Below are 20,918 nucleotides of genomic sequence, written 5' to 3'. Positions count from 1 at the left end.
CGCGGGGTCTCGGGCCGAGGGTGGTTCGGGGAGCGTGAGCGTGGTCAGGATGGAGCCGGGCGCCCGGCGAGGAGGAGGCACGGGCGGGTCGGCGGGGTTTGTCGACGTAGGGGAGGCGAGAAGATGAGCGTGCGCACACGGGTGGACGCGCCGGATCGGGCGTCGCGGCGGACAGCGCAGCCGAAGAAGGTGACGCCGCGGTGGGCCGAATCCGCCGAGCGCGTGAAAACCGGTGCGGCGCAGCGGGCCTACGCCCGGCGACGCGCCCGGACGCGGGGTGGTTCGACCCCCCTGCCCGGGCGTGCCGCCTCGGCCATGGCCGGTCGCTTGCCGTTCGTGGCGGGCATCATCGCCCTGCTCGGCTGCGGCTTGGCCCTGACCCTGCTGCTCACCACGCGCGCCGCCGAGGACAGCTACCAACTCGGCGACGCCCGCCGCCTCAACCGCCAACTCGGCGACGAGCGCGCCGCCCTGCAACGCGAGGTCGAGGCCGCCGACTCGGCCCCCGAACTGGCCAACCGCGCCCGCGAACTGGGCATGATCCCTGCCAAGGACCCGGTCCGCCTCCTGGTGGCCCCCGACGGCACGGTCACCGTCATCGGCAAGGAAACCCCCGCCGAAGGCACCCCCGCGCCCCCACTGAACACCTCCCCGACCACCCCCACCCCCGCCCCCAAACTGGTGCAGGCCCAAGGCGAGCGCGTGGTCCCGGTCCAACCCCAGCCCGCCCCCGGCCAAACCCCGCCCGGCGCAACAACTCCCGGCCAGGGCCAGCCCCCCGCTCCGGGCCAGCCCAACGGCGCGAGCCAGCCCGCTGGCGCGCCCGCGGGCCAAACCGGAGCGAACGGCGCGGGGCAGGCCGCTGGTGCGCCCGCGGGCCAACCCGGCGCGGGCCAACCCGGCGCGGGCCAGCCCGCTGGTGCGCCTGCGGGGCAAACCGGTGCGAACGCCGCAGGCCAGGCCGCCGGTGCGAACGGCGCGCCCGTGGGCCAGGTCGGGGCAACCGGTACGGGCCAGACTCCTGGTGCTGGTGCGCCCGCCGACAACCCGGCTCCGGGTGCGAATGATGTTGCGCCGGGCCAGGTTCCCGCCGCGGGTGGGAATGGCGGCCCAGCCGCCGAACCGAACGGTACGGGCGCGGCCACGAATCAGGTGCCGGTCCCCGGTCAGGAACAGGCCGCGGGTGTGAGCGGCGCGTCGGGGCAGAGCGGCCGACCGCAGGCTGCCGGAACTCCGAACGCCCCCACGGGCGGAGCCATCGCGCGGGACGAATCCTCGGCTCCCGGAACCGTTCCCGAGGACGCCCCGGCCGGGGAGCCCCAGGGTGACGTCGGCGGACCCGCGACGCTGGAACATCCGGCGGCATCGCCCGATGCACGCGGCGAGTTGCGGGCCGATCCGCTCGCACCCGATGAGGCCGATCGATGAGTCCGACCCGGAACGGCACGCCCGCGCGCGGGCGGCAGGGGCCGGTGCGGCCTCGGCCGCGGCCGCGACCCGGGCGGGCGGGCAGTGGGGTGCGGTTGCGGTTCGGGGTCGGGCGGATCGTGATGTTGGTGGCGCTGATCGTCGTGGCCGCGCAATTGCTGTGGATCCAAACGATTTCCGCGCCGAATCTGTCGGCGGAGGCGGCCGATCAGCGGACCGTGCGGCAGGCCGATCACGCGCTGCGCGGGGCGATCACCGACCGGAACGGGAAGCCGTTCGCGTTCAGCATCGCCACCAAGGCGCTGCACATCCAGCCCGTCGTGGTGCGCAAGCAACTCGCGGCCGCGCGCGCCAAGAGCGACAAGGCCCCGGACCCGGACGAGCGCCTGAAGGCGATCGCCAAGACGCTGCACCAGAAGCTCGGCAAGGACGCGCCCCCGGAGGCCGACCTGCTGACCAAACTGCGCGGCGACGACGGATTCGTCTATCTCGCACGCAATGTCGACGCCCGCGTGGCCAGCGACATCCTCGACCAGTACCCGGAGATCGGCGCCGACGACGAACCCTCCCGCGCCCACCCCGGCGGCTCGCTCGCGGCCAACATCATCGGCGCCACCGGCTGGGACGGCCACGGCCAACTCGGCCTGGAATCCGCGCTGGACTCGGTCCTCGCGGGCACCGACGGCTCGCACACCTACGACCGCGGTTCCGACGGCGCGGTCATCCCCGGCAGCGAACGCGACCGACAGCCCGCCGTGGACGGCTCCACCGTCGAACTCACCCTCGACACCGACCTCCAGTACGAGGTGCAACAGCAGGTCCAGCAGGCCAAGCAGATGTCGGGCGCGGAGGACGTCTCGGCCGTCGTGCTGGACGCGCGCACCGCTCAGGTGCTGGCCATGGCCAACGACAACACCTTCAACCCCGATCTGGAACCGAAGTTCTGGAATCCGGACCAGATGGGCAACCGTTCGGTCACCGACGTCTACGAACCCGGTTCGGTCAACAAGATCGTGACCGCCTCCGCCGCCATCGAATACGGCCTCACCAAACCCGACGAGGTCCTCCAGGTCCCCGGCAGCATCCACATGGGCGGCGTGGACGTCAGCGACGCCTGGCAGCACGGCGTCGAACCCTTCACCACCACCGGCGTGTTCGGGCACTCGTCGAACGTGGGCACCCTCATGCTCGCCCAGCGCGTCGGCGAGGACCGTTACGCCGATATGTTGCGCCGCTTCGGCCTCGGTCAGCGCACCGGCGTCGGCCTGCCCGGCGAGAGCGCGGGCATCGTGCCGCCGCGCGATCAATGGTCGGGGTCGACATTCGCGAATCTGCCCATCGGACAGGGCCTTTCGATGACATTGCTGCAGATGACCGGCATGTACCAGGCCATCGCCAACGACGGCGTGCGCGTCCCGCCGCGCATCGTCAAGGACACCATCGACCCCAAGGGGCAGCGCACGCAGGAACCGCAGCCCGAGGGCGTGCGGGTGGTGAGCCCGCAGACCGCGCGGACGCTGCGCACCATGTTCCAGTCGGTGGTGCAACGGGATCCGATGAGTTCGGCCCAGACCGGCACCGGCCCCTCGGCCGCGGTCGAGGGCTACCAGATCGCCGGAAAGACCGGAACCGCCCAGCAGATCGACAAGGCGTGCCGCTGCTACTCCAACGACCGTTACTGGATCACGTTCGCGGGCATCGCCCCGGCGGACAATCCGCGCTACGTCATCGGCATCATGATGAACGCGCCGATCCGCAGCTCGGACGGCAGCGGCGGACAGTCCGCCGCCCCGCTGTTCCACAGCATCGCCTCGTGGGCCTTGCAGCGGGACCGGATTCCGCCGTCGCCGCCCGCCCAACGCCTGGTGTTGCAGGCCGATTGACCTGGTGCGACCATCGGCGCGATCGTTCCCGACGCGAATTCCCCCGGCCGCGTTGCCCGACCGTGATCGGTCGTCGGTAACCTGACACGTCGATCCGAATCCGCCTTCGAAAGGAGCTTCGTGCCCGTGCAGCCCAGCCCGCAGGTGCTGCGTCCGGCCGCGCCGCCGACCACAGCCCTGCGGACCCTCGTCGAGCGCACGGGTGTCCGCCCGGGCGCGGGCGAAATCGGCGATGTCGTCGTCACCGGAATCGAGCAGCGGTCCAACGCCGTCCAGGCCGGGGATCTGTTCGCCGGACTGGCCGGGGGGCGGGCGCACGGCGCGCGGTTCGCCCGCGATGCCGTGGCGCGCGGCGCGGTCGCCGTGCTCACCGATCCCGCGGGGGCCGGGTTGATCGGCGAGGTGGACGTTCCGGTGCTCGTGCACGACGAGCCGCGCGCGGTGCTGGGGGAGATCTCGGCGCTCGTGTACGGGAATCCCTCGGATCGGCTACGGGTCGTGGGGATCACCGGCACCTCGGGTAAGACGACGACCTCCTATCTGGTGGAGGCGGGGTTGGCGGCGGCCGGACTGTCGACGGCGCTGATCGGGACCATCGAGACCCGCATCGGCGGGCAGCGGGTGCCCAGCGCGCTCACCACCCCCGAGGCCCCGCAGCTGCACGCGATGTTCGCGCTGATGGTCGAGCAGGGGGTGCAGGCGGTGGTGATGGAGGTGTCCAGTCACGCGCTCGCGCTCGGCCGGGTCGACGGGGTGCGTTTCGCGGTGGGCGCGTTCACGAATCTGTCGCAGGACCATCTGGATTTCCACGCCGACTTCGAGGACTACTTCGCGGCGAAACGGCGGCTGTTCGAACCGGATTCGCCGGTGGCCGCGCGGACCAGCGTGGTGTGCGTCGACGACGCGTGGGGGTGGCGGCTGGTCCGCGAGATCGGCGGGCGCGCCACGGTGATCACGGTCGCGACCACGCCGAGCACCGTCGAGGACGCCCCGCCGGACTGGTCGGCCGGGGAGGTGGCGGCGCTGCCGGGCGGCGGTCAGGAGTTCACGGCGACCGGACCGGATACGAAAGTCGCTGTGCGCCTTCGGCTTCCGGGCCGCTACAACATCGCCAACGGGCTGTTGGCGGTGGCGGTGTGCGCGGCGGCGGGCGTCTCCGCCGAGACCGCGGCCGCCGCGCTCGCCGAGGTCGACGTGCCGGGCCGGATGCAGCGGGTGGATCGCGGGCAGGACTTCCTGGCCGTGGTCGACTACGCGCACAAGCCCGCGGCCGTCGAATCGGTCATCGCCACGTTGCGCCGCGAGCTGAAGGACACCGGCGGACGGCTGGCCGTGGTGGTGGGCGCGGGCGGCGACCGCGACACCGGCAAGCGGCCGCTCATGGGCGCGACCGCCGCGCGCGGGGCCGACCTGCTGATCATCACCGACGACAATCCGCGCGGCGAGGACCCGGCCGAGATCCGCGCCGCGATCCGCGCGGGCGCGCTGGGCATCGCCGAGCTCGAACGCGGGGAGGTCGTCGAGATCGGCGACCGCGCCGACGCCATCGCCGCGGCCGTGCACTGGGCCCGGCCCGGTGACATCGTGCTGGTGGCGGGTAAGGGACACGAGACGGGGCAGGAGATTGCCGGAGTGAAGTACCCGTTCGACGACCGCGAGGTGCTGGCGGAGGCCCTCTCTCGGAAAACGAAGGACCTGACGGTTTCATGATCGAGATGACCCTGCGGGAGATCGCGGACGTCGTCGGCGGCACGCTGCACGACGTACCCGACCCCGAGGTGCCGGTGACCGGCGCGGTCGAATTCGACTCCCGCCGAATCCAACCCGGCGGCCTGTTCCTCGCCCTCCCCGGCGAAAAGGCCGACGGCCACGACTACGCCTCCGCCGCAATCCAATCCGGCGCCGTAGCCGTCCTCGCCGCCCGCCCGGTGGGCGTTCCTGCCATCGTGGTCCGGCCGTTCCCCGGCGAAAAGCGTGCCGGGGAACAAGAGGGCGCGCGTGCCGGGGAACAAGAGAGCGCGCGAGCCGGGGAACAGGAAGGCGCGCGAGCCGGGGAGCAGGAAGGCGCGCGAGCCGGGGAGCAAGTGGGCGCGGGTGCCGGGGAGCAAGAGAGCGCGCGAGCCGGGGAACAAGAGAGCGCGCGAGCCGGGGAACAGGGGGCCGCGGGTGCCGGGGGTGAGCGGGCAGGGGTGGCCGCGAAGGGTGGGGCTTATGCTTTGGCGCACGATAGCGATGGTTCCGGGGCGGCGGTGCTTGCCGCGTTGGCGAAACTTGCTCGGGCCGTGGTGGATCGGTTGGTGGGGGAGAGTGGGCTGACCGTGGTGGGGGTTACGGGGTCTTCGGGGAAGACGTCGACGAAGGATCTGCTGGCGAGTGTGTTGGCGCCGTTGGGGGAGGTGGTGGCGCCGCCGGGGTCGTTCAACAATGAGATCGGGCATCCGTGGACGGCGTTGCGGGCCACGCGGAGCACGCGGTATCTGGTGCTGGAGTTGTCGGCGCGGGGGCACGGGCACATCAAGGCGTTGACCGAGATCGCGCCGCCGCGCATCGGGGTGGTGCTCAATGTGGGCACCGCGCATCTGGGGGAGTTCGGCAGCCGGGAGGCCATCGCGCAGGCGAAAGGCGAACTGGTGGAGGCGCTTCCGGCCGACGGGGTCGCGGTGCTCAACGCCGACGACGCGAAGGTCGCGGCGATGGCGTCGCGGACCGCGGCCCGCGTGGTGACCGTCGGACAGTCGGCGGGCGCCGAGGTACGGGCCACCGATGTCACCCTCGACGAGGCCGCCCGCGCGCGATTCACCTTGTCCGCCAACGGCGGTACCGCCGAGGTGCGGCTGGCCGTGCACGGCGAACACCAGGTCGGCAACGCGCTCTCCGCCGCCGCGGTCGCCCTCGAATGCGGCGCCGATCTCGACACCGTGGCCCGCGCCCTGTCCGGCGCGACCGTCGCCTCCGCGCACCGCATGGACGTGCGCACCCGCCCCGACGGCGTCACCGTCATCAACGACTCCTACAACGCCAACCCCGACTCCATGCGCGCGGCCCTCAAAGCCCTGGTGACCATGGCCAAATCGGGGGAGCGCCCGCGCCGCAGCTGGGCGGTGCTCGGCGAGATGGCCGAACTCGGCGACGACTCGGTGGTCGAACACGACCGCATCGGCCGCCTCGCGGTCCGCCTCGACGTGGACCGCCTCGTCGTCGTCGGCACCGGCCGCCCCTCGCACGGCCTGCATCAGGGCGCGGTCATGGAGGGTTCGTGGGGTGAGGAATCCGTCCTCGTCCCCGACCTCGACGCCGCCATCGCCCTGCTCGACGACGAACTGGCCCCCGACGACGTGGTGCTGGTCAAGGCGTCGAACTCCGTGGGCCTGTGGCGGGTCGCCCAGCATCTGACGAACACCGAGGCGGCCCGATGAGACAGATCCTGTTCGCGGCGGGCATCGCCCTGGCCGTATCGATCCTGTTGACGCCGTTGGTGATTCGCATCTTCGCCCGCCGCGGCTTCGGCCAGGAGATCCGCATCGACGGCCCGGAGAGCCACAAGGCCAAGCGTGGCACCCCGACCATGGGTGGCGTCGCCATCCTGATCGGCATGTGGGCCGGGTACTGGGGCTCGCACCTGATCGGCATCGGCTACCACGCCGAGGGTCCGAGCGTGTCGGCGCTGCTGGTGCTCGGCCTGGCCACCGCGCTGGGCATGGTCGGCTTCATCGACGACTTCATCAAGATCCGCAAGCAGCGCAACCTCGGCCTCACCGCCGCGGGCAAATACCTCGGCCAGCTCACCTCCGCGATCGTGTTCGGCGTGCTGGCCCTGCAATTCCCGGGCGCGGGTGGGCGCACCCCGGCGAGTCGGCACCTGTCCTACGTGCGCGACATCAACACCGTGTCGATGAGCGTCGTGATCTTCCTGGCGTTCGTCTGTCTGGTCGTGGTCGCCTGGTCGAACGCGGTGAACCTCACCGACGGGCTCGACGGCCTGGCCGCCGGATCGATGAGTCTGGTGCTCGGCGCCTACGTGATCATCACGTTCTGGCAGTACTACCACGCGTGCGAGGTCAAGGCCGAGGAGGGCTGCTACAACGTGCGCGATCCCCTGGACCTCGCGCTGGTGTGCGCGGCGGGCGCGGCGGCGTGCGTCGGATTCCTGTGGTGGAACGCGGCTCCCGCGAAGATCTTCATGGGCGACACCGGCTCGCTGGCCCTGGGCGGGCTGATCGCCGGACTGTCCATCACCACCCGCACCGAACTGCTGATGATCGTGATCGGCGCGCTGTTCGTCGCCGAGACCGTGTCGGTGGTGTTGCAGGTGGCGGTCTTCCGGACCACCCGCAACCGGTTGTTCAAGATGGCGCCCTTCCACCATCACTTCGAACTCAGCAAATGGGCCGAGACTACGGTGATCATTCGGTTCTGGTTGCTGGCCGGCATGGCGTCGGCGGTCGGACTTGGCTTGTTCTACAGCGAATACCTCTCTCAGGTCGGGTAACAGCAGCGATGGTCGAACACAATCCGCGGGCTCTGCGATCTCCGGGGCCCATGCTCGAATTCCTGCGTGGCCGTGACGTTCTCGTCGCGGGATGGGGGGTGTCGGGTCGCTCGCTGGTCGAGCCGCTGCGCGACATCGGCGCCCGTCCCGTCGTCACCGACGCCGGGGAGAAGGCGATGGCCGAGGCCGCCGAACTGGGCCTGACCACCGCGACCGGCGACGAACTGCTCGAGCCGGGCGCGCTGGACCGCTTCGCCCTGGTGATCACCAGTCCGGGCTGGCGGCCGGACTCGCCGGTGCTGGTCTCGGCGGTCACCGAGGGCGTACCGGTCTGGGGCGACGTCGAATTCGCGTGGTGGGTCGATCAGGCCCGGCTCTACGGCCCGGTGCGCAAGTGGCTGGTGATCACCGGCACCAACGGCAAGACCACCACCACCCAGATGACGCACGCCATCCTGCGCGCGGCGGGCATCGCCAGCGTCGCGTGCGGCAATATCGGGCTGCCGATCCTGGACGCGTTGCGCCGCAATCCCGGTCCGCAGGTGCTGGCCGTGGAACTGTCGTCGTTCCAGTTGCACTGGGCGCCGTCGGTGCGCCCGGAGGCGGGCGTGGTGCTGAATGTGGCCGAGGATCACCTGGATTGGCACGGCGGCCTGGACGCCTACGCCGCCGCCAAGGCCCGCGCGCTCACCGGGCGGGTCGGCGTGGTCGGGCTCGACGACGCGGTGGCCGCGGCGCTGGCGCGAAAGTCCAAGGCGCGCCGCACGGTCGGCTTCCGGGTCGGGGTGCCCGCGGACGGCGAACTCGGCGTGGTGGACGGCAAACTGCTCGACCGGGCCTTCACCAAGGCCGCGATCCTGGCCGAGGTGGGCGATATCAGCCCGCCGGGCCCGGCCGGTGTCGCCGATGCCCTGGCCGCGGCCGCGCTGACCCGATCCATCGATGTCGCACCGCAATTCGTCAAGGAGGGCCTGCAGGAGCATCGGGTGGGCCCGCACCGCGCCGCGCTCGTGCGCGAGCTGGGCGAGGTGGAGTTCGTCGACGACTCCAAGGCCACCAACCCGCACGCCGCCCGTACCTCGATCCTGGCCCACCCGCAGGTGGTGTGGATCGCCGGTGGTCAGCTCAAGGGCGCGCACATCGATGACCTGGTCGAAGAGGTCGCCGAACGGCTCGTCGGGGTGGTGCTGCTCGGCCAGGACGCCCCGATCTTCGCGACCGCATTGCGGCGACACGCCCCCGATGTCCCCGTTGTCGAGCTCGGTTCGGGTGACGATGCTGGGGTGGGTGCCGAGTTCTCGTCCGAGATCGATGGCGCGGACGCGGTGATGGCGCGCGCGGTCCGCATCGCCGCCGGATACGCCCGGCGCGGTGACACGGTGCTGCTGGCGCCCGCGGCGGCCTCGCTGGACATGTTCGCCGACTACACCCACCGGGGACGCAGTTTCGTCGCGGCGGTGGAGGCGCTCGACGAGGGAGATATCGGGAGCCCGCGGTGAGCCCGGCGCGCAAGCCCTCGGGCACCTGGTTCGGTGCCTGGCTGGCGCGCCCGTTCGCGGATTTCCATCTCATCGTCACCATCGCGACCCTGCTCACCATGCTCGGGCTGGTGATGGTGCTGTCGGCGTCGAGCGTGGAGGCGTATTCGGCCGACGGCTCGGCGTATTCGCTGTTCATCCAGCAGGCCGCGTTCGCGGTGCTGGGTGTGGTGCTGTTCTATCTGGCGCTGCGGATTCCGTTGCGGGTGCTGCGCGGGATCTCCTTCCCGGTGTTCGCGATCTCGGTGCTGGCGTTGGTGCTGGTGCTGATTCCGGGCATCGGGTCGCGGGTGCAGGGGTCGCGGCGGTGGTTCGATCTGGGGTTCGTCTCGCTCCAGCCGTCGGAGATCGTCAAGGTCACGTTCATCGTGTGGGGCGCGCATCTGCTCGCGGCGCGGCGGACCGAGAAGTCCACGTACAAGGACATTCTCCTGCCGCTGGTCCCGGCGGGGCTGCTGGTGTGTCTGCTGATCGTGCTGGAGCCGAATCTGTCCACCACGATCGCGGTCGGGTTGGTGCTGGCGGCGTTGCTGTGGTTCGGCGGGTTGCCGGTGCGGCTGTTCGTGACCATCGGCGTGTCCGGTCTGGTGGCGGCGCTGGTGCTGGCGTTGACCGCCGGGTACCGCTCCGATCGGGTGCGCGGGTTCCTGAACTCGAGTTCGGATCCGCAGGGCATCGGGTATCAGGCGCGGCAGGCGTTGTTCTCGCTGGCCGACGGCGGTATCTGGGGGCGTGGACTCGGGCAGAGCCGGGCGAAGTGGAGTTATCTGCCCAACGCGCACAACGACTTCATCTTCGCCATCATCGGCGAGGAGTTGGGCTTCCTCGGATGTGCCTTGGTGCTGGGGCTTTTCGCGTTGTTCGTCTACACCGGGCTGCGCATCGCGAGCCGTTCGTCGGATCCGTTCCTGCGCTTGATGACCGCGACCGCGACGACGTGGGTGACCGGGCAGGCGCTGATCAATATGGGATACGTCGTCGGGCTGCTGCCGGTGACCGGATTGCAGCTGCCGCTGGTGTCGGCGGGCGGATCGTCGCTGGCGATCACGCTGTTCATGTTCGGGCTCATCGCGAGCGCGGCCCGGCACGAACCCGAGGCCGTCGCAGCGCTGCACGCCGGGCAGGACGGCCGGTTCAGCCGCCTGCTGCGCCTGCCGAAACCCGAGGTGTACTCGGCGAGCCGGGCCCAGGCCGCGCGCGCCCGCGGCGGCCGCGAACCGGCACCCGCGCGACGACGGGGTGGGGGCGACGCGTCCTCGCGCCGGTCGATAGATTCGGATTCGGCCCGACGCCGCGCCGGAGCGAACGGGCGGGGCGATCCGGCCCGGGGCGAGAGCCGCAGCACGATGTCGTGGCGCACCACCCGGGCGTGGGAGCCGACGTATCCGATCACACATGCGAGAGAACGGGGTAAGCCGAGGTGACGAACGGCGGAAGCGGCAGATCCGCGGGCGGGCAACGCGCGCTTTCGGTGATCGTCGCGGGTGGCGGCACCGCCGGGCACATCGAACCCGCCATGGCCGTGGCCGACGCGCTGCGGCGACTCGACCCGTCGATCACGATCACGGCGCTGGGCACCCGGCGCGGCCTGGAGACCACCCTGATCCCCGAGCGCGGCTATCCGCTCGAGCTGATCCCGCCGGTCCCGTTGCCGCGCAAGCTGTCCGGTGATCTGCTGCGCTTGCCCGGCCGGGTGCGGGCGTCGGTGGCCCGCGTGCGCGAGGTGATCGATGCGGTACAGGCCGATGTGATAGTCGGCTTCGGCGGGTACGTGGCCCTGCCCGCGTATCTGGCGGCGTGGCGGCGCGGCGTGCCCGTGGTGGTGCACGAGGCCAACGCCAAGGCCGGGATCGCGAACAAGGTGGGCGCGCGCCGCGCGGCGCGGGTGCTGGCGGCCGTGCCGGGTTCGGGCGTGCACGCGCGCGGACGCACCGAGGCCGAGATCGTGGGAATCCCGGTGCGCCAAGCCATTTCGACATTGGATCGGGCGGGGCTGCGGGCCTCGGCGCGGGAGCATTTCGGGCTGCCCGCCGCGGGGCCGGTGCTGTTGGTGTTCGGCGGATCGCAGGGCGCGCGGCGATTGAACGAGGCGGTGTCCGGGGCGGCGGCCCAGTTGACGGCGGCGGGCGTGTCGGTGCTGCACGCGCACGGGCCCAAGAACACCCTGGAGATCTCCGGCGTGGATCCGGACGGTCCCGCGAAATACGTTGCGGTCCCGTACCTGTCCCGCATGGACCTGGCCTACGCGGCCGCCGACGCGGCGGTGTGCCGATCGGGCGCGATGACCGTCGCCGAGGTGTCGGCGGTCGGACTGCCCGCGTTCTACGTGCCGCTGCCGCACGGCAACGGCGAGCAGGAACTCAACGCCCGCCCGATCGTGGCGCAGGGCGGTGGCAGAATCGTGCCGGATGCGGAGCTGACTCCGAAATATGTGATCGACGAGGTGATTCCGCTGCTCACCGATCCCGAGCGGCTGTCGGGTACGGCGGCCGCCGCCGCGGGCGCGGGGCATCGGGACGCCGCGGACGAGGTGGCGCGGATCGTGGTGGAGGTGGCGGGCCGGTGACGGACGAGAACGAGACGCGGGATCCGGCGGAGCTACCGCCGCTGCTGCGACGGGTGCACATGATCGGCATCGGCGGGGCCGGAATGTCGGGCATCGCGCGAATCCTGTTGTCGCGCGGCGGGGCGGTGTCGGGTTCGGACGCCAAGGAGAGCCGCGGGGTACTGGCGTTGCGCGCCCGCGGTGCGGAAGTGCGGATCGGGCACGACGCCAATGCCCTGGACCTGCTGCCGGGCGGACCCACCGCGGTGGTGACGACCTACGCCGCGATCCCCAAGACGAATCCCGAACTGGTGGAGGCGAATCGGCGCGGGGTGCCGGTGCTGCTGCGCCCGGCCGTGCTGGCCGAACTCATGCGCGGGCATCGCACGCTGCTGGTGTCGGGCACGCACGGCAAGACCTCGACCACCTCCATGCTGGTGGTGTCGTTGCAGCACTGCGGGTTCGACCCGTCCTTCGCGGTCGGCGGCGAGCTGAACGAGGCGGGCACCAACGCCCACCACGGCACCGGCGGCTACTTCGTGGCCGAGGCCGACGAATCCGACGGGTCGCTGCTGCAATACGACCCGGACGTCGCGGTCATCACCAATATCGAATCCGACCACCTGGACTACTACGGGTCGGTGGAGGCTTACGTCCGGGTCTTCGACGACTTCGCCGCGCGGATCACGCCCGGCGGACTGCTCGTGGTGTGCCTGGACGATCCCGGCTCGCGGGCGCTCGCCGAACGGGTCGGCAAGCGAATCTCGGCCGGGGAGCTCGACATTCGCGTCCTCGGCTACGGGTCGGGGGAACTCGCCGACGCGCCGGTTCCGGTCGGGGTGCGGCTGCTGGCCTGGGAGCCGCGCGATGTCGGCGGCGTGGCCACGCTGCATCTCACCGACGAACTCGCCCCGCGCACGTTGCGGCTGTCGGTGCCCGGGCGGCACATGGCGTCGAACGCGCTCGCCGCGCTGCTCGCCGCCCGCGACGCCGGGGCCGATCTGGACGAGATCCTGCAAGGGCTGGAGGGTTTCGGCGGCGTGCACCGCCGGTTCCAGTTCGTCGGCCGGGAGAACGGCGTGCGGGTCTTCGACGACTACGCCCACCACCCGACCGAGGTGACCGCCGTGCTCGGCGCCGCCGCCGAACTGGTCCGCCAGGAGGCCGCCGACGGCGCCCGCTCGCGGCAGGGCCGGGTCATCGTGGTCTTCCAGCCCCATTTGTACAGCCGCACAGCCGCTTTCGCCGCCGAATTCGGCACCGCGCTCTCGCTCGCCGACGAGGTCGTCGTCCTCGACGTCTACGGCGCCCGCGAGAAACCGCTGCCCGGCGTCAACGGCGCGCTGGTCGCCCAGTCGGTCACCAAACCCGTCCACTACCAACCCGATATGTCCCGCGTCGGCCGCCAGGTCGCGGGCCTGGCCCACCCCGGCGACGTCGTGATCATCATGGGCGCGGGCGACGTCACCATGCTCGGCGGCCAGATCCTCGACGGGCTGCGGGTCCGCCCCTCGGTCGGGCGGTGAGCCGGTGAGAACCCGTGGGGGAGACGGGCATCCGGACGACGAGCCGATCGATGTCGAGATCGAGGAGTACTCGGATGGGGCGGGGGAGGAGGACGGGTCGGGGTATTCGTTCGACGCGGCGGATTCGTTCCGGGGGGAGGATGATGCGCTCGGGCGGTCCTTCGATGTGGCCGGGGGTTCTCGTGAAGCGGTCGGGTCTTCCGATGGGCGGGGGCGTTCGTCTCGTGACTCCGGGCGTTCTTCCCGTGGTCCCGGGCGTTCCTCCGATGATGCCGGTCGTTCTTCTCATGGCTCCGGGCGTTCTTCCCTTGATCCCGGTCGTTCTTCCCTTGATCCCGCCGAAGGCGAGGAACGCCGTTACTCCAGGCGCCTGCGGCGCAATCGCCGGAGGTCGCTGACGCCTGTGCAGCGGCGGCGAATCGCCTTGGCGGCGTTGGGTGTTGTCGCGGCCGTGATCGTGCTCGCCGGGATCGCGTGGTTCACTCCGGTGTTCTCGGTGCACAAGGTGGAGATCGTCGGGCTCGGCGCGGTGCCCGAGACCCAGGTACGGGAGGTGCTCGACATTCCGGAGAGCACCTCGATGTTGCGGATCGACACCGACGCGGTGGCGCGGCGGGTCGCGGCGCTGCCGAAGGTTCGGTCGGTACGGGTGCAGCGCGTGTTTCCCGCGACCGTGCGGGTGACGGTCGACGAACGTTTCCCGGTCGTCTACTACGACGATCCCCGGGGTTCGCACCTACTCGACGGCGATAGCGTGGAATTCGCGGTGGAGCCCCCGCCGCCGGGGGTGCCGAAACTCGTCACCGATCATCCCGGCGGTAGCGACCCGGTCACTCGCGCCGCCGTAGCGGTCCTCACGGCCACGCCCCCGGCGCTGCGCGCCCAGGTGGGAGAGGTTGTGGCGCGGTCGGTTTCGGACATCGCCCTGAACCTCACCGACGGGCGGGTGGTGGTGTGGGGCGGCGCGGGCGACTCCCAGCGCAAGGCGGCGGTCGTGCTGCCCGTGCTGACCCGTCCCGGAACGATATTCGACGTTTCGAGTCCCGATCTGGTAACGGTAAAGTAGTGATATTCGTTGTGCCCTCGACGTTTTCGGTGCTCGCCGAGGCGCCCCGGGCGCACGCGGAACGATTCGCCGCACCAGGAACGGCCGGACGCGATACGATGCAGGGCGGGCTCGGACGAGACGGATCACACAAGATTCTGACGCTCGTTTCGGCGCGCCTGCGCGCGTATCGCGGCCGGGGCGAATAGCGTTCCGCAACAGTCGGATACTTGACATAACGCTAACCCTATGGTTGAGGTCCAGGGTTTGCCCGAGTTCATGCTCGAGCTTGCCCGCTCCACCAGGCGCTCTGCCGAGAATCCGAAAACGACAGGCTTGGATCGAAGGAAGGCGAGAGCCCATGACGCCCCCGCACAACTACCTTGCAGTGATCAAGGTCGTCGGAATCGGCGGCGGCGGCGTGAACGCCGTCAACCGGATGATCGAACAGGGACTCAAGGGAGTCGAGTTCATCGCGGTCAACACCGACGCTCAGGCGTTGCTGATGAGCGACGCCGACGTCAAGCTCGACGTCGGCCGCGAACTCACCCGAGGTCTCGGCGCCGGCGCCGATCCGGAGGTCGGCCGCAAGGCCGCCGAGGATCACAAGGACGAGATCGAGGAGGTGCTCAAGGGCGCCGACATGGTCTTCGTGACCGCCGGTGAGGGCGGCGGCACCGGCACCGGTGGCGCGCCCGTCGTCGCGAGCATCGCCCGCAAGCTGGGGGCGTTGACGATAGGCGTCGTCACCCGGCCCTTCTCGTTCGAGGGCAAGCGGCGCAGCAATCAGGCCGAGGCGGGCATCCAGTCCCTGCGCGAGTCCTGCGACACCCTGATCGTCATCCCGAACGATCGGCTGCTGCAGCTCGGCGACGCGGCGGTCTCGCTGATGGACGCCTTCCGCTCGGCCGACGAGGTGTTGCTCAACGGTGTTCAGGGCATCACCGATCTGATCACCACCCCCGGTCTGATCAATGTCGACTTCGCCGACGTCAAGAGCGTGATGTCCGGCGCGGGTTCGGCCCTGATGGGCATCGGCTCCGCGCGCGGCGAGGGCCGTTCGGTGAAAGCGGCCGAGTCGGCGATCAATTCGCCCCTGCTCGAGGCGTCCATGGACGGCGCGCACGGCGTGCTGCTGTCGATCGCGGGCGGTTCGGACCTCGGCCTGTTCGAGATCAACGAGGCCGCCTCGCTCGTCCAGGAGGCCGCCCACATCGAGGCCAACATCATCTTCGGCACGGTCATCGACGACTCTCTCGGCGACGAGGTCCGCGTCACGGTCATCGCCGCGGGCTTCGACGGCGGCACCCCCGCCCGCCGCATCGAGAGCAGCGGCCGCACCTCCATCAGCACTGCCCGCGCCGGCGACCTCACCCGCTCCACCCCCCCGACCCCCACCCCAACCCCCCCACCCCCCGCCGAACCGGCCACCCCCACCCCCGTGGAACGCGGCCCCGCCCCCAACTACGGCCACCGCCCCACCACCGACCCCACCGTCGCCACCAACCCCCGCTCCCACATCCAACCCCCCGACGAGGACTCCGACGACGACGTGGACGTCCCCTCCTTCATGCGCCGCTGACCCCCGGCGCACCCACCCCGGTGCGCACACCACCCCCAGGCGCACGAACCCAGCCGCACCCTTTATTCGAATCCGCACCCGTTGTAGAGCCCTGCAAGGGGTGCGGATCCGAATAAAGGGTGCGGCTGTGTTTCGTAAAGCTTTGAGGCCCAAGCTTATTGGGGGTGGGCCGAACTGATCTGGCCCGGCCCCTTCTGAGGGGCGTGCGCTTCCAGAGGCGCGCCATCGCGAGGGGGAGGTGGGGCTCGGGGAGGGAGATGGGTTGCGGGGAGGGGTGGTGTTGCGTTGTAATGACCGGTTGCGATCCAGGTCTGAGAGGTTCGGAACTCGGGGCCGGAAAGGCTTGCCGGGGGAGGTTTTTCGGGGGCCGGGGTGGGTATGACTGGGCCGGATGCGGCGGAGAGGTGGAACGGGTGCGTAGTTGTCGGGTCGGGCGGGGGAGTGTGGGTGGCGACTAGGGTCGGGGGTATGACGACGACTTCGGTTCGGGTTCGGCGGGTGCTCACCACGCGGGCGGGCGGGGTGTCGCGGGGACCGTACGAGTCCTTCAATCTGGGGGACCACGTGGGGGACGATCCGGAGGCCGTGCGGCGCAACAGGTTGCGGCTGGCCGAGGGGATCGGGTTGGGGCCCGAGCGGCTGGTGTGGATGGAACAGGTGCACGGGCGCAATGTCGAGATCGTCGACGGACCGCGCGCCGAGCCCGTTCCGGTCACCGACGCATTGGTGACAACAGTCCCCGAACTCGCCCTGGTCGTGCTGACCGCCGACTGCGTGCCCATCCTGCTCTCCGACGACGAGGCGGGCGTCATCGCGGCCGTCCACGCGGGCCGGGTCGGCGCGCGGATCGGGATCGTGCCGCGCGTCCTCGACGCGATGATCTCCGTCGGCGCGCGGGTCGAGCGCATCGGCGCGCTGCTCGGCCCGGCCGCGAGCGGACGACAGTACGAGGTGCCCGCCGCCATGCGCGCCGACGTCGAGGCGCACCTGCCCGGCAGCGCCACCACCACGGTCAAGGGCACCCCCGGTCTCGATCTGCGCGCGGGCATCCAACGCCAGCTCGAACAGGCCGGAGTGGGCGCGGTCGCCGTCGACCCGCGCTGCACGATCGAGGACGAGACGCTGTTCAGTCACCGCCGCGGCGCGCCCACCGGCCGCCTCGCGGGAGTCATCTGGATGTCGGGTGACGAAACGGCCGGGGCGCCATGAATTTTGACGGCTTGCCCACTCCGGAAAACCTGGCTAAGTCCTGGCAATTCACCGTTTCGGCCCATTCGGAGTCTTTCGTGACGAGTTTCGCATTTCAGGGAGTTCGCCTATGACAGTCGAATCCGGCGCCGCCGCCGCGGAATCCACGCGCACCGCCGAACTGTCCGATGCGCTGACCACTCTGACGGACCGGATCGATGCCGCGTGCCGCGCCGCGGGTCGCTCCCCGGACGAGGTGAAGTTACTTCCGGTCACGAAATTCTTCCCCGCGCGCGATATCGAGATCCTGTACGGGTTGGGCCGCCGCGAATTCGGCGAGTCCCGGGACCAGGAGGCCGCCGCCAAGGTGGCCGGTTTGGGACACCTGTCCCAGATACGCTGGCACATGATCGGCCGCCTCCAGCGCAACAAGGCGAAATCGGTCGCACGCTGGGCGGATGTCGTCCACTCGGTCGACAGCGATCGCCTGGCTACCGCCCTTGACGCGGCCGTGGGAGCCGCCCGCGACGCCGGTGAACGCGCGACGCCCCTGGAGGTGTTGCTGCAGGTCAGCCTCGATCGCGACCCCACCCGAGGCGGCGTCGCCCCGGCCGACCTGCCCGCCCTCGCGGACCACGTCGCCGACACCCCGAACCTGCGGTTGGCGGGCCTGATGGCCATCCCGCCGCTGGACACCGATCCCGAGCCGGAATTCGAACGGCTCGCCCGGCTGCACGCCGAGCTCCGCGCCCGACATCCCGGGGCGCGCGAACTCTCCGCCGGTATGTCGGGAGATTTGGAAGCGGCTATTCGACACGGGTCCACCTGCGTGCGTGTCGGTACAGCCTTGATGGGCGCTCGACCGATAACCTCGGGATAGCAAACAAACCTCATCAGTCACATTCGAAACATTATGCTTGTGACAGACGAGACTGAGCAGGACTTCAACACCCCAGGCCAGCCGGGTGCCGTAGGAAGGTCGACCAGGATGAGCGAGCGCAGCGAGCGAGTGAAAAGCGCAGCCACGAGCGGGCTCGTGCTGGAGTGGAGCGTCGGCGAGGTGGAAGCCCGGGAAATGAACCCAGCCACGAGGGTGCTCGTGCTGGAGGCGAGCGCCAGCGAGGTGGAAGCATGAGCACCCTGCACAGGTTCAAGGCCTATTTCGGCATGGTCCCGCTCGAGGAGTACGAGGACGACTACGTCGACGATCGCGGCCCCCGAGGTGTGGACGACCGCGCCCGTCGCGGCCGCGACTACCCCGAGCCCCGCTACGAGCCGAGCGGCCGCTCCCGGTTCTCCGAGGACCGCTACGACGACGAGCCCGGCTACCCCGAACCGACCTACAAGGCGCCCTATCAGCCCGGCTACACGGTCGCCCGGCGCGAGGACTACGGCGACGAGTCCTACGCCGACGACCGCTACGAGCCCCCGCGCCGGCCCACCCGCATCGACTCGGCCGGTTCGGGCCGTTCGCGCGGGCTCGGCACGCCCCCGATGGTCCGCGGCACCACGCACGGCGCGCTCGCGGTCGATCCGGAGGTCGAGCGGAGGCTGGAGGAGCGGCGGGTCGAGGAGCAGCGGGCCCGTTTCGAGCCCGCGCCGCGCCGCGCGCCGGTCTTCGAGGACGGAGGCCCCTTGTCCAAGATCACGACACTGCGCCCGCGCACCTACGCCGAGGCCGCCATCATCGGCGAGCGCTTCCGCGACGGCACCCCGGTGATCATGGACCTGGTCGAGATGAGCAACGCCGACGCCCGGCGGCTCGTCGACTTCGCCGCGGGCCTGGCCTTCGCGCTGCGTGGCTCGTTCGACAAGGTCGCCACGAAGGTGTTCCTGCTCTCACCCGCCGACGTGGACGTATCGGCCGAGGAACGCCGCCGCATCGCGGAAAACGGCTTCTACAACCAGAAATAGGACATATCACCGAGAACGTCGGGCGGGGTTGGTTACCAGGGCCGACACGCCGTGAGTGGGGGGAGTCAGGCCGTGCGCGTCGGCGCGGGGAGTTTGCAGGACACCGATTCTGAGGCAGAGTGGACCCGTGGCCTTGTTCAAGGTGCTGTATGTACTCCTGTTCCTCTTCTGGCTGCTGTTGATCAGCCGAGTCATCGTCGAGTTCATCCGCAGCTTCGCCCGGGACTGGCATCCCAGGGGCGTCGTCGTGGTGATCCTCGAGGTGATCTTCACGATCACCGATCCGCCGGTGAAACTGTTGAGGCGTTTGATACCTCCCGTGAACTTGGGTGGAATTCGCCTCGATCTGTCGATTATGGTGCTGCTTTTCATCGTCTTCATCCTGATGACGATCACGAGCAGGCTCGGGCAGCCGGTAGGCCCGGTGTGACAGAATGGGCCGTGAAGAATAGCTTGCCGGATCTAGTGCTAGATCTCCGTACGAAGCGTGAAGGGATCCTTCCATGCCGCTGACCCCAGCCGATGTGCACAACGTCGCGTTCAGCAAACCGCCGATCGGGAAGCGCGGCTACAACGAGGACGAAGTCGATGCCTTCCTGGACCTGGTCGAGCAGGAACTCTCACGCCTGATCGAGGAGAACGCCGATCTTCGCCAGCGGGTTGCCGAGCTCGACGCCGAGCTCGCCGACGCCAAGAAGGCCCGCCCGGCCCCGCAGGCGGTGAAGGCTCCGCCGCCGCCCGCGCCCGAGCCCCCCAAGCCTGCGGCCGTCGCGCCGCCGCCCGCCCCGATGCCCGCCCCCGTGGCGCTGAAGGATCCGGCCGGCGCCGACGCCAACCTCCAGGCCGCCAAGGTGCTCAGCCTGGCCCAGGAGATGGCCGACCGGCTCACCAGCGACGCCAAGACCGAGGCCGAGCAGCTGCTCGCCAACGCCCGCGCCAACTCCGAGCGCCTCGTCAGCGACGCGCGCACCCGCTCGGAGGGCATGGTCGCCGAGGCCCGGCAGAAGGCCGAGTCGCTGCTGTCGGACGCGCAGTCCCGCTCGGACAACCAGCTGCGTCAGGCCAAGGAGAAGGCCGACGCCCTGCAGGCCGACGCCGAGCGCAAGCACACCGAGATCATGGCCACCATCACCCAGCAGCGCAGCGTGCTGGAGAGCCGGATCGAGCAGCTGAAGACGTTCGAACGCGAATACCGGGTGCGGCTGAAGTCCTACCTGGAGTCGCAGCTCGAGGAGCTGGAGAATCGTGGGTCCGCGGTCCCGGTCGACGGCGGCGACACCTTCGACGGCGCGGGAGCCAACCACAACCACGCACCGGCCTCGTTCGCCAAGGGCGGCAAGTAGTCCCGTCGTCCGCCGGAGCGTGCGGCTCGGCCCGTCTCGGGGGTGACCATGCTCGTTCTGACGCTCGTCCTGGCCGCGATCGGCTTCGGCCTCCTGGTGACCGCGCTGACCACCGGATCGGTGGTGTGGGCGTGGGGTTGCATCGTCGTGTGCGTCATCGGCGCCGTCGTGCTCCTGATGAGCGCGCTGTCGATGCGCGAGGTCGAGGACGAGACGCAGGCCGGTCCGGCCCGGCACGCCAAACGGGGGGCTCCCACGCGTCCGACCCGGCGACCCGATTCCGGACGCGCCCAGGGCGATTCCGGCGATTTCGGTCGACGTCCCGGTGAATCCACGCGCTACCCCGGCGGTTCCTCTCGTCGCCCCGGCGAACGCCCGGGCCGACAATAGGTTTGCCCACTGCGGCTACAATCAAACCAGCGACATCGGCATCGATC

The 20,918-nt window shown here is 70.5% G+C and carries 18 protein-coding genes; all 18 read left to right on the top strand.

Annotated features, from left to right (window positions below):
- The first annotated feature begins 123 nt into the window (after nucleotides 1–123).
- The 18 genes from ACWDSJ_RS34955 (at nucleotide 124) to ACWDSJ_RS34870 (ending at nucleotide 20,871) form a co-directional block, all read left to right on the top strand.
- A complete protein-coding gene (locus tag ACWDSJ_RS34955; RefSeq protein ID WP_450037059.1) occupies nucleotides 124–1,428 on the top strand; it encodes a hypothetical protein in 1,305 nt (434 codons plus the stop codon).
- Nucleotides 1,425–3,311 carry a peptidoglycan D,D-transpeptidase FtsI family protein gene (locus tag ACWDSJ_RS34950; protein WP_450037058.1) on the top strand — a complete coding sequence of 629 codons (1,887 nt, stop codon included), beginning with the start codon at nucleotides 1,425–1,427 and terminating at the stop codon, nucleotides 3,309–3,311. The genes ACWDSJ_RS34955 and ACWDSJ_RS34950 overlap by 4 nt, the downstream gene beginning before the upstream one ends.
- Before the next feature lie 120 nt (nucleotides 3,312–3,431).
- Complete coding sequence (locus ACWDSJ_RS34945; protein WP_450037057.1) at nucleotides 3,432–5,021, top strand: UDP-N-acetylmuramoyl-L-alanyl-D-glutamate--2,6-diaminopimelate ligase; 1,590 nt, start codon at nucleotides 3,432–3,434, stop codon at nucleotides 5,019–5,021.
- Nucleotides 5,018–6,727 carry a UDP-N-acetylmuramoyl-tripeptide--D-alanyl-D-alanine ligase gene (locus ACWDSJ_RS34940; RefSeq protein WP_450037055.1) on the top strand — a complete coding sequence of 570 codons (1,710 nt, stop codon included), beginning with the start codon at nucleotides 5,018–5,020 and terminating at the stop codon, nucleotides 6,725–6,727. Before ACWDSJ_RS34945 ends, ACWDSJ_RS34940 begins: the two co-directional genes overlap by 4 nt.
- Complete coding sequence (gene mraY, locus ACWDSJ_RS34935) at nucleotides 6,724–7,800, top strand: phospho-N-acetylmuramoyl-pentapeptide-transferase (RefSeq protein ID WP_450037054.1); 1,077 nt, start codon at nucleotides 6,724–6,726, stop codon at nucleotides 7,798–7,800. The genes ACWDSJ_RS34940 and mraY overlap by 4 nt, the downstream gene beginning before the upstream one ends.
- A gap of 50 nt (nucleotides 7,801–7,850) precedes the next feature.
- Nucleotides 7,851–9,299 (top strand): UDP-N-acetylmuramoyl-L-alanine--D-glutamate ligase, encoded by a 1,449-nt coding sequence (gene murD, locus ACWDSJ_RS34930; RefSeq protein WP_387361648.1) that lies wholly within the window; start codon nucleotides 7,851–7,853, stop codon nucleotides 9,297–9,299.
- A complete protein-coding gene (ftsW, locus tag ACWDSJ_RS34925; RefSeq protein ID WP_450037052.1) occupies nucleotides 9,296–10,762 on the top strand; it encodes a putative lipid II flippase FtsW in 1,467 nt (488 codons plus the stop codon). Before murD ends, ftsW begins: the two co-directional genes overlap by 4 nt.
- 92 nt (nucleotides 10,763–10,854) lie before the next feature.
- A complete protein-coding gene (gene murG, locus ACWDSJ_RS34920; protein WP_450037071.1) occupies nucleotides 10,855–11,904 on the top strand; it encodes an undecaprenyldiphospho-muramoylpentapeptide beta-N-acetylglucosaminyltransferase in 1,050 nt (349 codons plus the stop codon).
- A 59-nt stretch (nucleotides 11,905–11,963) separates the two neighbouring features.
- Nucleotides 11,964–13,409, top strand: coding sequence for a UDP-N-acetylmuramate--L-alanine ligase (gene murC, locus ACWDSJ_RS34915; RefSeq protein WP_450037070.1), 1,446 nt, complete (start codon nucleotides 11,964–11,966; stop codon nucleotides 13,407–13,409).
- Nucleotides 13,410–13,812: 403 nt separating this feature from the next.
- Nucleotides 13,813–14,475 (top strand): cell division protein FtsQ/DivIB, encoded by a 663-nt coding sequence (locus ACWDSJ_RS34910; RefSeq protein WP_450037050.1) that lies wholly within the window; start codon nucleotides 13,813–13,815, stop codon nucleotides 14,473–14,475.
- A 340-nt stretch (nucleotides 14,476–14,815) separates the two neighbouring features.
- Nucleotides 14,816–16,036, top strand: a complete 1,221-nt coding sequence (gene ftsZ, locus ACWDSJ_RS34905) for a cell division protein FtsZ (RefSeq protein WP_387361653.1) — start codon at nucleotides 14,816–14,818, stop codon at nucleotides 16,034–16,036.
- Between the two features lie 468 nt (nucleotides 16,037–16,504).
- Nucleotides 16,505–17,245 (top strand): peptidoglycan editing factor PgeF, encoded by a 741-nt coding sequence (pgeF, locus tag ACWDSJ_RS34900; RefSeq protein WP_387361655.1) that lies wholly within the window; start codon nucleotides 16,505–16,507, stop codon nucleotides 17,243–17,245.
- A gap of 109 nt (nucleotides 17,246–17,354) precedes the next feature.
- A complete protein-coding gene (locus tag ACWDSJ_RS34895; RefSeq protein ID WP_450037048.1) occupies nucleotides 17,355–18,104 on the top strand; it encodes a YggS family pyridoxal phosphate-dependent enzyme in 750 nt (249 codons plus the stop codon).
- A 108-nt stretch (nucleotides 18,105–18,212) separates the two neighbouring features.
- Nucleotides 18,213–18,359, top strand: a complete 147-nt coding sequence (locus ACWDSJ_RS34890) for a hypothetical protein (protein WP_387361659.1) — start codon at nucleotides 18,213–18,215, stop codon at nucleotides 18,357–18,359.
- Nucleotides 18,356–19,138: a cell division protein SepF gene (locus tag ACWDSJ_RS34885; RefSeq protein WP_387361660.1), complete on the top strand. Its 783-nt coding sequence runs from the start codon at nucleotides 18,356–18,358 to the stop codon at nucleotides 19,136–19,138. Before ACWDSJ_RS34890 ends, ACWDSJ_RS34885 begins: the two co-directional genes overlap by 4 nt.
- A gap of 127 nt (nucleotides 19,139–19,265) precedes the next feature.
- Entirely contained in the window at nucleotides 19,266–19,568 is a 303-nt protein-coding gene (locus ACWDSJ_RS34880; RefSeq protein ID WP_062505179.1) for a YggT family protein, read from the top strand.
- Between the two features lie 73 nt (nucleotides 19,569–19,641).
- Nucleotides 19,642–20,481, top strand: a complete 840-nt coding sequence (gene wag31 / locus ACWDSJ_RS34875; RefSeq protein ID WP_387361662.1) for a DivIVA-like cell division protein Wag31 — start codon at nucleotides 19,642–19,644, stop codon at nucleotides 20,479–20,481.
- Between the two features lie 48 nt (nucleotides 20,482–20,529).
- The gene (locus ACWDSJ_RS34870) at nucleotides 20,530–20,871 is read left to right on the top strand and encodes a hypothetical protein (RefSeq protein WP_450037069.1); all 342 of its coding nucleotides are present in this window, start codon (nucleotides 20,530–20,532) and stop codon (nucleotides 20,869–20,871) included.
- Nucleotides 20,872–20,918 lie beyond the last annotated feature (47 nt).

Source organism: Nocardia sp. NPDC003482, from assembly GCF_053588115.1.
The sequence above is the reverse complement of the archived record's forward strand: the minus strand, read 5'-3'. Positions and strand labels throughout refer to the sequence as shown.

What these genes read in the sequence shown, in the direction of transcription:
- ACWDSJ_RS34955 (WP_450037059.1), top strand. Translation starts at nt 124, where the DNA reads ATGAGCGTGCGCACACGGGTGGACGCGCCGGATCGGGCGTCGCGGCGG.
- ACWDSJ_RS34950 (WP_450037058.1), top strand. Translation starts at nt 1,425, where the DNA reads ATGAGTCCGACCCGGAACGGCACGCCCGCGCGCGGGCGGCAGGGGCCG.
- ACWDSJ_RS34940 (WP_450037055.1), top strand. Translation starts at nt 5,018, where the DNA reads ATGATCGAGATGACCCTGCGGGAGATCGCGGACGTCGTCGGCGGCACG.
- mraY (WP_450037054.1), top strand. Translation starts at nt 6,724, where the DNA reads ATGAGACAGATCCTGTTCGCGGCGGGCATCGCCCTGGCCGTATCGATC.
- murD (WP_387361648.1), top strand. Translation starts at nt 7,851, where the DNA reads ATGCTCGAATTCCTGCGTGGCCGTGACGTTCTCGTCGCGGGATGGGGG.
- murG (WP_450037071.1), top strand. Translation starts at nt 10,855, where the DNA reads ATGGCCGTGGCCGACGCGCTGCGGCGACTCGACCCGTCGATCACGATC.
- murC (WP_450037070.1), top strand. Translation starts at nt 11,964, where the DNA reads ATGATCGGCATCGGCGGGGCCGGAATGTCGGGCATCGCGCGAATCCTG.
- ftsZ (WP_387361653.1), top strand. Translation starts at nt 14,816, where the DNA reads ATGACGCCCCCGCACAACTACCTTGCAGTGATCAAGGTCGTCGGAATC.
- pgeF (WP_387361655.1), top strand. Translation starts at nt 16,505, where the DNA reads ATGACGACGACTTCGGTTCGGGTTCGGCGGGTGCTCACCACGCGGGCG.
- ACWDSJ_RS34895 (WP_450037048.1), top strand. Translation starts at nt 17,355, where the DNA reads ATGACAGTCGAATCCGGCGCCGCCGCCGCGGAATCCACGCGCACCGCC.
- ACWDSJ_RS34890 (WP_387361659.1), top strand. Translation starts at nt 18,213, where the DNA reads ATGAGCGAGCGCAGCGAGCGAGTGAAAAGCGCAGCCACGAGCGGGCTC.
- ACWDSJ_RS34885 (WP_387361660.1), top strand. Translation starts at nt 18,356, where the DNA reads ATGAGCACCCTGCACAGGTTCAAGGCCTATTTCGGCATGGTCCCGCTC.
- wag31 (WP_387361662.1), top strand. Translation starts at nt 19,642, where the DNA reads ATGCCGCTGACCCCAGCCGATGTGCACAACGTCGCGTTCAGCAAACCG.
- ACWDSJ_RS34870 (WP_450037069.1), top strand. Translation starts at nt 20,530, where the DNA reads ATGCTCGTTCTGACGCTCGTCCTGGCCGCGATCGGCTTCGGCCTCCTG.